This window comes from Bdellovibrio sp. HCB2-146, assembly GCF_047345725.1.
GTDB lineage: Bacteria > Bdellovibrionota > Bdellovibrionia > Bdellovibrionales > Bdellovibrionaceae > Bdellovibrio.
Genome location: NZ_JBLEQP010000002.1, coordinates 1,005,609 through 1,017,975, shown reverse-complemented (window position 1 = coordinate 1,017,975; position 12,367 = coordinate 1,005,609). Strand labels below are relative to the sequence as shown.

General features: G+C 45.2%; 10 protein-coding genes. 9 read left to right on the top strand and 1 reads right to left on the bottom strand.

The window, feature by feature from the left end; translation table 11 throughout:
* Nucleotides 1–17 precede the first annotated feature (17 nt).
* Nucleotides 18–500 (bottom strand): hypothetical protein, encoded by a 483-nt coding sequence (locus ACLWOR_RS15785; protein ID WP_413941755.1) that lies wholly within the window; start codon nt 498–500, stop codon nt 18–20.
* Between the two features lie 282 nt (nt 501–782).
* On the opposite strand from ACLWOR_RS15785, the gene ACLWOR_RS15780 reads away from it, so the two are divergent.
* From ACLWOR_RS15780 to ACLWOR_RS15740, 9 genes are all read left to right on the top strand, one after another.
* On the top strand, nt 783–1,217 hold the full coding sequence (locus ACLWOR_RS15780) for a helix-turn-helix domain-containing protein (protein WP_413941754.1): 435 nt from the start codon (nt 783–785) through the stop codon (nt 1,215–1,217).
* An 81-nt stretch (nt 1,218–1,298) separates the two neighbouring features.
* Entirely contained in the window at nt 1,299–2,504 is a 1,206-nt protein-coding gene (locus tag ACLWOR_RS15775) for a S41 family peptidase (protein WP_413941753.1), read from the top strand.
* 249 nt (nt 2,505–2,753) lie between these two features.
* Nucleotides 2,754–3,329 carry a hypothetical protein gene (locus ACLWOR_RS15770; RefSeq protein ID WP_413941752.1) on the top strand — a complete coding sequence of 192 codons (576 nt, stop codon included), beginning with the start codon at nt 2,754–2,756 and terminating at the stop codon, nt 3,327–3,329.
* A 50-nt stretch (nt 3,330–3,379) separates the two neighbouring features.
* Nucleotides 3,380–4,582: an RDD family protein gene (locus ACLWOR_RS15765; RefSeq protein WP_413941751.1), complete on the top strand. Its 1,203-nt coding sequence runs from the start codon at nt 3,380–3,382 to the stop codon at nt 4,580–4,582.
* On the top strand, nt 4,579–5,520 hold the full coding sequence (locus ACLWOR_RS15760) for a rhomboid family intramembrane serine protease (RefSeq protein ID WP_413941750.1): 942 nt from the start codon (nt 4,579–4,581) through the stop codon (nt 5,518–5,520). Before ACLWOR_RS15765 ends, ACLWOR_RS15760 begins: the two co-directional genes overlap by 4 nt.
* The gene (locus tag ACLWOR_RS15755) at nt 5,510–5,968 is read left to right on the top strand and encodes a DUF2062 domain-containing protein (protein ID WP_413941749.1); all 459 of its coding nucleotides are present in this window, start codon (nt 5,510–5,512) and stop codon (nt 5,966–5,968) included. Before ACLWOR_RS15760 ends, ACLWOR_RS15755 begins: the two co-directional genes overlap by 11 nt.
* A gap of 200 nt (nt 5,969–6,168) precedes the next feature.
* Nucleotides 6,169–7,041, top strand: a complete 873-nt coding sequence (locus ACLWOR_RS15750; RefSeq protein WP_413941748.1) for an endonuclease I family protein — start codon at nt 6,169–6,171, stop codon at nt 7,039–7,041.
* A gap of 199 nt (nt 7,042–7,240) precedes the next feature.
* A complete protein-coding gene (locus tag ACLWOR_RS15745) occupies nt 7,241–7,537 on the top strand; it encodes a hypothetical protein (protein WP_413941747.1) in 297 nt (98 codons plus the stop codon).
* The gene (locus ACLWOR_RS15740) at nt 7,534–12,231 is read left to right on the top strand and encodes a tail fiber domain-containing protein (protein ID WP_413941746.1); all 4,698 of its coding nucleotides are present in this window, start codon (nt 7,534–7,536) and stop codon (nt 12,229–12,231) included. The genes ACLWOR_RS15745 and ACLWOR_RS15740 overlap by 4 nt, the downstream gene beginning before the upstream one ends.
* Nucleotides 12,232–12,367: the final 136 nt, after the last annotated feature.

Genomic DNA, 12,367 nt, shown 5'->3' with positions numbered 1-12,367 from the left:
GGAATCGTGTGAGATTGCTAAGTCAATATGCCCAGTTCGGAGCGCATGCGCCGTTCATCTTCGTGGGAAATCGATGCGATAATTTGAAACGTTTCTTCTTTTTCTCGAAGAATGTAGGTGATCTTAAACGATACCAACTTGTCGCCAGTTTTTTCAAAAAAGGCACCCCAAGTAACGATCGCGAGATAATGAGGAGACGCGATTTCTCCTATTTCAACGGCGATCGGGGAGAGTGAACGCATTCCGGTTTTCTTTTGGTATTCAACGACCTTCTTCATTTCTTTTAAAACTTCACGGGAACCTTTAAGGCCTCCGACAAAGCTCGGATCGGCAGCGACTGTGCAATCAGCATAAAAGCTTGAGATCAGTTCCGGATTTAAGAAGGCATCACCGTATTCTTCAAAAAAAATGCGCACTCTTTTATGAAATGATTCAGAAGGCTTTAAGAGCTGGAGTGTTCCCTTCATCAGGGGATCACGTGGCGTGAGTTCATTTTCCATAAAGCCTCCCTTAGGGATATTTTAAATGAGACAGATGTGAGGGGTGAAAAATCCAGAGAGGCCTGCTTAGAAACACGACAGGCTTAAGTCCTTGATTCGTCGTAATTTCCAGCTGACATATGTCAATACGGATTAAAGTCGGAGGCAAATCCCAAGTCCTTTGGAGGGTTTAAGGTGTCTCAAAAAAAAATTGCACCTAGCCCTAAATTCTCACCATGAAACGCCGATAGGTACAAAGTGAGTCAATTTGAGTTTGATAATGTTTCAAAATGGAGGGACGAAATGTCACGCACAGTAATGATCGTAGTAAGTGATAACCAGGAAACCATCGACAATGCGAAGAAGTACTGGGAGAACTACGATGTGACAGTTCATGCGTATTCGTATGGGCAATGGAGAGAAGGTCTAGATAATACTTTCTTCAGACAACAACTTATGGCGGGTGTACCAGCTCTTGTTTCAGGCTCTAGCCCTGTAACAGTAGAAGGCGGTAGCAACGTATTGCAATTCCCAACGGGTGCGGGTTCTTCTTCTGCAAACGTACAAAAAATGGAAGAGCTAGAAGCTCAAGCAATCGAGAACGCAATTGTTCAGTACAAAGGTAATTTGACTGAAGCTGCGAAAGCTTTGGGTATCGGTCGTGCAACTCTTTACCGTAAAGTAAAGCAATACCACATCGATCCATCAGCTGCTCGTAAAAAGAAAGTTGCAGCTTAGTCTTTCTAGTAGAAGGACAAGTGCAAGACCGAGCGGCGAAGGCCACTCGGTCTTTCTTTTTCTAAGTAAAACCACCTAAAAATGCGTCGTTACTTACTTCCTCTTTTGATCTTCGTGGTCTGCGCTTATGGCGCCTTTCACTTGGCTTTGCAAAAAAGCTTTGTGAATCCCTATCCTGTTGTCTGCGACTTCGTCGCTGAAAAAATTTATCTCGATGACAGCGTGATTTCTGATTGGAAGAAAACGTGTTTGAAGCGCAGCCAATTGGTGACGCCTTCCACTTCCAAAGCTCTTATTCTTAAAGACATCAATAATGTTTTGTCTCTTTTAAAAGTTTCCCACTTAGAAATTTACAATCCGTCCGAAGTGAAAGAGATTTGGAATGGAGAAGCCAAAGAGACGGGCATTGAAAGTCAGTTCGTCGATAGTGAACTTGTTATTTTTAAAATTCATCCCGGTTCTCCTGCGCAAAAAGTCGGCCTCAAAGTAGGCGATGTAATTGTGCAGTTGAACAAAAGCCAACCAAGTCCGTGGACTGCACAAACCGAAGCGGGCAATTATGAAATCAAACGGGCTGCGAAATCTTGGACGGTGGTATTAAAGCCTGCCATTGTCAATCGCGATGAAAAAGTGGAAGTCAAAGAAGTGGCTGCATCGAAATCCGTGCTAAAAATTCCATCTTTCCGCGCAGAATTTTTCTCAGACACGGAACTCAAGAAAATGGCCACTTCAATGCAAAAAACAAAATACCTGATCGTGGATTTGCGCGGCAACGCCGGTGGCAATTTCGTTGCGGGGTTAAGATTTTTATCTTTATTCATGTGTGAACCGACTGAGATTGGAAGTTTAGTGCGCCCGCGTTTTGAAGGTGCTAAGGCTGAACTTCCGAATGAATTAAAAGACGAAGAACAATTGAAAGTTTTGAATTCCCATCGCGAAGTTGTGCTGAAAACTTTTCCACAGAGTCCGTGTTTTACGGGGCGAGTTCGTGTTCTTGTCGATGGTAAATCCGCGTCAGTGGCGGAGATGGTCGCGCAGGCTCTCAAAGAGAGACGGGGAGCGTTAATCGAAGGTGCGCCTTCCCGAGGTCAACTCCTCGTTGGGGTGTGGTATCCGATGGATGAAGTGGCGCCAGGCGTTCAGATTTCAATTCCCGAGGCCATTTACGAAAGTGTGCAGAAGTACCGCATCGAAGGCCAAGGAGTTCAGATAGATAAAGTGCTTTACTATTATCTGCCGGAAATGCAGGCGGGCGTTGATTCTTGGGTAAAAAGAGCCCTCGACTAGACCATTCTGTTTTAGAAATTTCAGATCCAAAATGAGATTATCAAAGTGAGACGTCAAACATCTTTTGCGCGTCTGATAAAAACTTTTTCAATCAAAACACTTAGGTTAGAATTAAAGACGGCACAGACTTCGCAATAACAAGAAGAGTCAGTCGTTAATTGTTTGGTTCACATTCCGATATGTAACTTGTTGCGAGGGGCGAAGTGCATGGAGAGTTCAAAAGTAATCGAGTTTCCTAAGGAGCATTCTGTGAAGAAAAGACTTCAAGATAAAGCACAAGAGCAAAAAGCTGTCTTGGTATTATCTATTGCTTCGGTACTTTTGATGACCGTGTTTTTAAACCAGTGGTTGGTCAATGGTCCAGATCGCAGTCTTTCTGGCTCTGGAAATCGTCAAGTCGCTAGTTTTGAACCTGGTGTTTTTGCCAAAGACATCAAGTGGGAACATGATCTCGCTAAAAAAATCTCAAATGATAAAGCAAACCTATTTGCAAACTTGGCTGAAAAGCCGACATTGCGTGATGAGTTGATCTTTGCTTACCTAGAAGGGAAGTACGGAATGAAACTCAATCAAGGTCGTATCGAAAAATTGGAATTTATCGACGCTCAAGCCGGCGAACAACCCATGGCTATTGATGACAAACCTGCATTCTTGCGTCAGTACGCGGAAGCATTCGGTTTGAATTATTCAGAAGCAAGTCTAACAGCGACGACGGATTCTAACCAAGTTTTCAACTTGATTGACTCCGATAAGACAATCGTCGGGACAGCAACTTTTGAGCTCGATCATCAAGGTCGAGTTCAGGCTATCAAAATCAATCAGTAATGAATCTCTAATCTCTTCAGTGTTTTCTGTTTCAGGCCGATACGAAAGGTATGTTATTTCCTGACTTATCGGCCCCTCGTGGCTCTGTAGAACAAGCGCTTCCAAAGAAACCAAAAGTTGCATTTGTCGGGGATCGCTTCCTTGCGCTTCTTTTGGATTTTCTTATCTTTTCTCCCGTTGTGAGTTTCTTTATTGCGGGACTTTTGCGTCAGACGAAAATGTATTTTCTTTTCGACACAAGATCTGTCGAAGGTTATGTCACGATTTTCTTTATAGTCGGATTCACTGCCGCCTTGGTGACCTTTCTCCAATCTATTTTCTTGTTTTTCTGGCAGGCAACTCCGGGACAGAAGTTCATGCAAATGCGCGTATACAGCTATCCAGTGGTTCGCGGTCATTTGACTTACCCTCAGTGTTTGTTGCGAGCGTCGTTGTGGACTTTGAGTTGTTTAACTTTGGGTATTCCTTTCATGGAAATTCTCAGTCATCCACTTCGTCGTGCGGTTCATGAGAGAGCCAGCGATACCATGGTGGCAACACTGAAGGAACAAGGGGATGCCGGTCCACTTCCGATTGAGGAAAAATTTATTTCTTCTTGGTTGCGCGTCAGTTTTATTTTTGCTGCTTTTTTTGCAACGATTTTTGCTTTGCGCGAGTATCAAGAATTGCAACTCGGTCACTATAAAACGCCAGTCGATGCAAAAATGTATTGCAGTGAAATGCCAGATGCAGAGCTATCAGGCATTCAGCGTTTAGATGCAGCTGTTTCATTGTTTCTTTTAAATTCGATTTCTTCCGAGTGCTTGCGCAAAGAAGCCGAGGCTTCATTATGGTCAGATCCTGTTAACGCTCAGGGGATGGCTTATCTTGCGATGTATGTGGTGAGCGATCCAACGACGCAAAAAGATTACTTGGCGAAATTATGCTCTTCGTCGTCTGACAAGGAATGCACGGTTGTGAAGTATCTTGCTGGCGAGGTTCGTACTTTACCTGTGGTCGACGCCAAAGAAACTTGGACCGAGCAAGTTTTAAAGATTGAAGACCTCTATACGCGCCGCGATTTTTCGGGAAGCTTGAAGCAAATTGAAAAATTGCAGAAGGTCGGAGTTTTTGAGTCGGCTTTAGAAAAGAAATTTGTGCGCTCGATCTGGGCTTTGCAAAATACGACAAGCACTAAGGGCCGTGTTCCGGCAAGCCAAAGTGAATCCCAACACTGGTTGGAAGTGTTTAAGGGAAGGTACGACATCGAATGATTCTACCTTGTCCAGAGAACCTTCGAGCATACGACCGATTTCCGCTGACGATCACGCTTGCGGTGCTAAATATTTTTATTTTTATTCTGATCTTTGATGGAACCTCTAGCTATTATGGAAGTTCTCGTCTTTTATCCGAAGATGGACTTTCCCTGACAGGGCGTCTGTATTTTCAATATTTAAAAGAACAAAGCCCGCAGGAACTTTATAGCAAACCTTCATGGGTTCATGAAATGAAACCACATGATCCAGAACATTTGGTGGTTCTGGGGTCTTATGCTCTTCGTGATGCCAAATTTGTCGAAGCAGGCGAGGGGATGAAGTTTTGGGGCGACGAAGTGCAGATCGCTACGTGGAAAAAAGATTTCGCCGAATTTCGTAAACTGTATCGTGAACAAATGCTTTATCGCTTCGGTTTAAGTTCATTGGCGACGGGACCTTTCAGTTGGTTGACCTATCAATTCTCGCATTCTAGCTGGATGCACTTATTTTCGAATTTGGTTTTCTTGATCGTGATGGGTGCAGCCGTTGAAAGCCTGGTGGGAAGTGGCATGCTGCTCTTTATCTATGTTTTGGGTGGTGTTGCTGGCGGTGCGGGCTTTTTGCTATCGCAGTTTCACGGCACTGTTCCGATGGTAGGCGCGAGTGCCTCTATCAGTGCGCTGTTAGCCTTTTATTGTTTGGCAGAAACGCGTAAGCGTGTGCGCTATTTCTTTGTTGCGCCTCCGATGATGGGACAAGATGGTTTTATTTATTTGCCGACGCTGCTTATTTTGCCGTTGTTTCTATTAGTTGACCTGGCAAGTTTCTGGTCAACCCCTGAGGGACTTGGCAGTGGTGTGGCTTATGCCGCTCATTTAGGTGGAACAGTGTTTGGTCTTCTTGCTGGTGCGGTTTATCGTCTGCGCCCTCAGCCGCAAACTCACAGTGCTAACTAAAATTAAAAACTTTTTTATTGAGCAACTCAAACAGGGGACAAGTCCTGAAGGAATTGCCTTGGCCTGTGCTGTCGGTGCGACGTGTGCGATTTTTCCGTTCATTGGTGTGACGACGACGATGTGTTTGATTGCTTGTTATTTATTGAAACTTAATCATGCAGTCGCCCAGGCCGTGAACTATGGAATGGCAGCTGTGCAATTGATTTTGATTCCTGTGTTTTTAAAACTTGGTGCGTGGATCTGTCGCGCTCCTGCGGTTTCAGTGAATCCCGAAAAAATTGTGCATGAGTTCTGGGAGGCGCCTCAGGCATTTTTTATTTCTTACGGTTGGGCGCTGTTACAGGCGATGTTGGCCTGGTTGATTGTTGCGCCTGTGTTCTTTTTTGTGATCTACAAGTTTACTTTGATGTCGCTCAAAACTTTGAACAAGGTCAAAAGACAGGCTTAACATCGTTGAGTCCGTTTTTGTTTGCGCAGCATCAAAATTCTCTATCATTCCTTGAAAGCCTTGTGATTAAAGGGTTTTATAATCCTAACAGAACCCTGACATTGCATTTTCTATATTGCTGTTGACATAAATATTACAATTGAGCCAGATTTCTCGCAACAAAGAGGCTGAACATCACCCGAACTAGAAGGCGGACCCGAATGAAGCTTACACAGCTCATTAAGTCAGTGATTGTATTATCGTTATTATCTTTTGGCTCTGCTCACGCAGCATCCGAATCAACTCAAATCCCTTATTACGGGGATGAATTCTACGCAAGCTTAGCAAACGGAACAAGCAACCAAGAAATGCTCTTGGTGATCAAAAAAGTTCTCCGTAGCTTCCATGCTCCTCATGCAGGTGGTTTGGATGAGCTTGTGAGCAGCTGTGACGGTCGTCCTGGTTGCTACTCTCACCGTGCTGTCGGTTACGACATGGCTCGTGTGATTCTTCTTGGTGGTTACTATCTTGTAAACCATGGCGATAGCTACGGCATTCGCGACATGTACTGCGATAGAGAGCGTACAAGCAGCGAGTTTTCTAGCAATCCACCGGATTTCAAAAAAATCCCTGACAACACAGTTTTGAACACTGAGCACACATGGCCACAAAGCCGCTTCTCAGGTCGTTTCGGTAAAGACTTGCAAAAATCTGATATGCATCACTTGTATCCAACTGACTCTGAGTTGAACGCGATTCGCGGCAACCACCCATTTGGCGAAGTGACAAAAGATTTGAAAACTTTGAAATGTAACGGTGTTTCTCGTTACGGCTATCCAGCAGGTGGCAGACAAGAAGTTTTTGAACCACCACGCGGTCATCGCGGTAACGTGGCTCGCGCATTGTTCTACTTCTCAACTCGTTATGATCTTCCAATCAGCCAACAAGAAGAGGCCGCTCTTCGTAAATGGAACAAAGAAGATCCAGTTGATGAAGATGAAGTTCGCCGTAACGGTGAAATCTTCAAATCTCAAGGCAACCGCAATCCATTCGTGGATTATCCAGAGCTTGCTGATTTGATCGCTGATTTCTAGCCTAAATCTCTTTGGTTGATCCCGTTTTTAATGGAAACCCCATGTTTAATCTACATGGGGTTTTTTATTTCGAGTGATCCAATTTATGTGTTTCAATTGGTCACAAATATATGAGTTTCATATTTGAGTGACGTTCATTTTTATTAATTAAGCCACTTAAAAGCTTATAAAAATTCGAATAATTCCGATAAGTACCCATATGGAACGTCTACTGTATGGATTTATCATAGCTCTAAGCTTACCCTTGGTCGGTTGCAGTATGGATGCAATGATCGCTCCGATTGCTTCAGATGACGGCAATACGATCTCATTCAGTAAACCGGTCGGTGAGTTTGTATCAAGCTCCACTCAATATGTTCCAACCAATGTGCGCGGGTACCTTGTTCAAGCCTCTGCAGGTGCCTTAGTTTCCGAGACAGTTCAAACATCCAATGTCCGACAGTACAAAGTGTATCAGAACGTTCAGGGACGCATTATCTCAGAGGATCAGCGATGAAAACAATCAAACTTGTTTCAGCGTTGATCGCAGGCTTTTTGTTGCCTTCGTTTGCCGAGGCATCAACGGGGATTTCTTATCACGGTCGTTTGCTGCTTCCGTCGGGTGAGCCTGTTAAAACTTCGACTCAATTTAAAATTCAAATTCGTACACCAGGCACTGAAAATTGTTTGATGTATGAGGAAACAACCACACGTGACTTGTCACAAAGTGATGGTGTGTTTTCAATTACTATCGGTGACGGCACGGGAACTCGTACTGACTCCATGCTTTGGAGTTTGGATAAGATCTTTGCCAATCGTTCGAAGTTTACATTCACGGGTGATTGCGCGGTAGGAACTGAGTACACACCAAATATTGCAGACGGCCGTCGTTTGTCAGTGGCTTTTAATGACGGATCATTTGCAGGTTGGGAAGAACTTCCGCTGCAACAAATCGGATATTCTCCAATCAGTTTGGAAGCTGTGCAAGTGGGTGGCTTTAAAGCAAGTCACTTGTTGCGCGTGCAAGACGGTGCCGGCAATCCGCAAAACGTGGCAGCATTAACGCCAGCATATTTTGCAGAGCTTGTTGCTTTAGCGGCAGGTACGAGCACGACATATTTGAAAGCGGCTAATGATCTGACGATCCCAGGTAAATTCACGGCGACGGAAATTTGTATCGGTTCTGATTGTAAAACTGCGTGGCCTGCAGGCGGTGGTGGCGGTTCTGGTACGGTGACGGATGTGACAAGTGCCAATGCTTATTTGACAGTGACGAATGGAACTTCGACTCCGCAATTAACTCTGAATGTGGGTACGACTGCAAACACTGTCGCTGCTGGGAATGACTCTCGTTTTACAGATTCACGTGCTCCATCAGGGACTGCTGGTGGTGATTTAGGTGGAACTTATCCAAACCCATCCGTTGAAAAAATCCAAGGCAATGCCGTGGCATCAGGAACTATTCCTGGAGCTGATGTGGGTAAGGTCTATCGTTGGAATGGAACAGCTTTACAAGCTTCGTATTTGAATTTCAGTGATTTGAAAACTGTTACTGGTTCTTCTCAGTTGCCAGCCGCCTGTGCGGTAAATGAAAAAATGCAGTGGAGTGCCTTAACTGATGCATTCACCTGTCAGGCCATTGGCATCAATGCCAATCAAATTACGGCCGGTACGATTGATCCGGCTCGCTTACCTGCGATTTCCGCTGCGCCGGGCGGGAATAACGAAAATATTCAGTACAATAACAGTGGCGCATTGGGTGGCGAAGATTTCTTTAAATACAACACGACCTATCGCACATTAGTCATGGGGCCTGCAGCTGTAGGTGGAAATGATGAAAGAATTCTTGTATCAAGTCCCATTAATACAGCTACGATCCGCATGAGCAACAGCACTGCGGGAACGGCGTTCAATGACGGGTTTGTATTTCGTTATGAAGACAACGATATGAAAATTGTGAATCGTGAAAGTGGGTATATTGGCTTTCACACAAGTGGTTATGGCCTTGAACGCATGCGCATTCTTGCAGACGGAAAAGTTGGTATAGGAACTACGACTCCATCTGAAATGTTAGAGGTTGCAGGTAAAATCAAAGGAACAGAGCTTTGTATCGGTGCCGACTGTAAGGCTGCTTGGCCAACAGGCGGTAGTGCAACTCCTGCAGGTGGTGATGGTGAGATTCAGTTCAACAATGCAGGGGCATTAGGGGCTGCATCGACATTAAAATTTGTCGCTCCAGGAACTCTTTTTATTGGTCAACAACCAACTGGATATTCAACAGACGGATCTCTCTATGTATATAGTTCTGTTGCTCGCGCTGACATCATGTTGCGAAGTGCGAATACAGGAAATACGGCGACCGATGGCGGAACATTGGCACAAGTGTTTGGCAACATGGAACTTGTGAACTATGAAAACGGTTATTTAGCCTTTAAAACTAACAATACAGAACGCGTTCGTGTTCTCGCAGGCGGTAACGTTGGTATCGGCACAACGACTCCTTCAGAAAAACTCGAAGTAAATGGTAAGGTAAAAGCCACTGAATTCTGTATCGGTGCTGACTGTAAAGCTGCGTGGCCAGCAGGTGGTGGCTCAGGAACAGTCACAGACGTGACAAGTACAAATGCTTATTTAACTGTTGCGACCGGAACATCGACACCTGCTTTAACTTTAAACGTCGGAACTGGTGCAAATACTGTTGCTGCTGGTGATGATGCGCGTTTTACAGATTCGCGTGCTCCCACGGGAGCAGCTGCAGGTGATTTAGACGGCACGTATCCGAATCCAACTGTTGCGAAAATCCAAGGCAATGCAGTCGCCTCTGGAGCAATTCCTGGTGCTGATATCGGTAAAGTGTATCGTTGGAATGGAACGAACTTGGTTCCGACATTCTTAAATTTTGGTGATTTGCGAACGGCAGCGGGGGCTCAGCAGTTAACAGCAGCTTGTGCCGCGAATGAAAAAATCCAATGGAGTGTGATCACTGATGCATTTACTTGTCAATCGATTGGGTCCCTGGACGCCTCGACTATTACTGCAGGCACGATTGATGAAGCGCGATTGCCAGCCTCTGTAAAAGTATGGCAGTCCGCTTCTGGTGATGTTTATCGCGCTACAGGAAATGTAGGGATTGGCACAGCTTCTCCAGCATATCCGCTTGATATGGGAGATATCACTTCAGCGATGCGCTTACCGAAAGGCACGACGGCACAACAACCTGCAGCCGCTGATGGGCTTATTCGTTATAATACAGAATCCCATTTGCCTGAGTACAGCGACGGCACTCGATGGAACACTCTTTCTGAGGCTCCTTTTATTTCAGAAACTCTCACCGCTGATAAAACTCTGATCAAAGTAGATGGATATCGAAACTATCTTTTCTCAATCAGCGCAAACCGGAATGTCTACTTACCTGCGGGAAGTACTTTGCCGGATGGCTGGTGGGTCGAAGTTGGTGGGTCCGCCTCGTCACCGAGCTATCAAGTGCGTGTCAACCTCACTGGCGGTGATACGTGGGGCGACGGATATTCAAGTGCAGTCAATGGGGTTTTTAATAACGAAATTATGCGCTATCAATGGGCAGGCGCTCTCAATCAATGGCGCGCCATTACTGTTTCGGGTATGTTAAGAGCTGCACCTGGCAGATCTATGCTCATCTACGGTGGGTACTCAAAAACCAATGGGCAGGGTATCTCGATAGTTTCGGGAGCGGCAGTCGAAGGTGCAGGCGGATCCGTTACCATAAATGCTGGCACCGGGGCGAGTGCAGTCAGTGCTGCGCAAAACGGCGGAAATATCACAATGAATGCAGGTTCTTCAGTAAATGGAGGAACTCCAGGTAATATCATTCTGAGTCCCGGATACAACGGTAGCACCACTTACGGAAATATTGTTTTAGGCAACACCGCTGTCGCTGTAAAAGTCGGTGTTGGGATATCGACTCCGGCAACCTCTCTGCATGTGTACAGCTCTCAACCGAGTAGTACCGCTCAACCAGACCGTGCTGGCATGATCGTCGAAGGTGAAGGTACAAGTTATGGTGGACGCATCGCCGCTCGGACCTTCTCGTCGACAGAAGGTCCGATTGTTTCGGGATATCGGGCTCTCAATAATAAAACAGCTCCTACGGCGGTTCAATCTGGCAAAGGACTTTTAAGTCTCATAGGTTATGGTTACGATGGATCAAACTGGTCGAGCAATTCCTCATCACCAGGTATCACGCTAGAAACTTCAGAATTTTGGACTGGAACTGATAAAGGCTCACGCATTGTCTTTAATACGACAGCGAACGGAACGACTGCATCCAACGAGCGTATGCGTATCGATCAAAATGGACGAGTCGGTATTGGTACGACGACGCCTGGATATTTGTTGGATGTTTCGGGAACGATAGGCGCCTCTGCGGTTGAGGTCACCACAGGTGGTTTTGGTTCTGTCTATACTGCTACGGCCGCCATTGCGAGCTCGAGATCGTCTGACGTGATGATGACAGTACAAAATAATGCAACTGATGGCTATTCTGCGATTTCGTTTTTGACGGCACTTGGAGGCATGAAGGGTGTGGTCGGGTACGGAAACTCCGGAACTGGTGCATTTGCAAACGCTATGGCCGTTGCATCGATGGATAATTCAACGCCTATTATGTTTGGTATTAGTGGTATAGAAATCGCGCGTTTTAAAAGTACAAATGGTTACTTTGGTATTGGCGTGAGTGATCCGCAAGCGCGTTTGCATGCGTATACCTCTGGTGCTGGAGCCGTCGCAGCTTTTCAAAATGATACGGGTACTTGTACAGTGACTCCAAACACAAGTTCGCTTTCGTGTTCTTCTGATATTCGTTTGAAGAAAAATATTGATAGCATCCTAGGACTCGATGCTTTAAACAAAGTTTTGAATCTCCAAGCTAAAACATACCAATGGAAAAACGGCGATAGCGGCCGTCATATTGGTTATATAGCTCAAGAAGTTGAGCAGGTTGTTCCTGAGCTTGTTATTGAAGGAGCAAATGGCTATAAGCAAGTGAGTTATTCGGGTTTTGTTCCGCTCCTCAGTGAAGCGATCAAAGAAGTTCATCATGAGCAAAAACGTGATATCGCGTCGGTGAAAGCTGAAAACGAATCACTGCAGAAGCAAGTCGATACTTTGAAAAAACAAAACGAATCCCTTGAGGCACGTTTGCAAAAGCTTGAAGCCCTTTTGCAAAAGAAATAATTCCTCGGAAATTCCTAGACTCTCACATTTCATAAGCGAGTGGCTCTCTTGAGCTTCACTCGCTTTGACTCTATTGTCGCACAATGAATCTCTCGAAGTTTCAAGTGGTTCCGATACGTCAGTTAAGGAAACTTAA

What these genes read in the sequence shown, in the direction of transcription:
- ACLWOR_RS15765 (WP_413941751.1), top strand. Translation starts at nt 3,380, where the DNA reads ATGTTATTTCCTGACTTATCGGCCCCTCGTGGCTCTGTAGAACAAGCG.
- ACLWOR_RS15775 (WP_413941753.1), top strand. Translation starts at nt 1,299, where the DNA reads ATGCGTCGTTACTTACTTCCTCTTTTGATCTTCGTGGTCTGCGCTTAT.
- ACLWOR_RS15740 (WP_413941746.1), top strand. Translation starts at nt 7,534, where the DNA reads ATGAAAACAATCAAACTTGTTTCAGCGTTGATCGCAGGCTTTTTGTTG.
- ACLWOR_RS15780 (WP_413941754.1), top strand. Translation starts at nt 783, where the DNA reads ATGTCACGCACAGTAATGATCGTAGTAAGTGATAACCAGGAAACCATC.
- ACLWOR_RS15750 (WP_413941748.1), top strand. Translation starts at nt 6,169, where the DNA reads ATGAAGCTTACACAGCTCATTAAGTCAGTGATTGTATTATCGTTATTA.
- ACLWOR_RS15760 (WP_413941750.1), top strand. Translation starts at nt 4,579, where the DNA reads ATGATTCTACCTTGTCCAGAGAACCTTCGAGCATACGACCGATTTCCG.
- ACLWOR_RS15785 (WP_413941755.1), bottom strand. Translation starts at nt 500, where the DNA reads ATGGAAAATGAACTCACGCCACGTGATCCCCTGATGAAGGGAACACTC.
- ACLWOR_RS15745 (WP_413941747.1), top strand. Translation starts at nt 7,241, where the DNA reads ATGGAACGTCTACTGTATGGATTTATCATAGCTCTAAGCTTACCCTTG.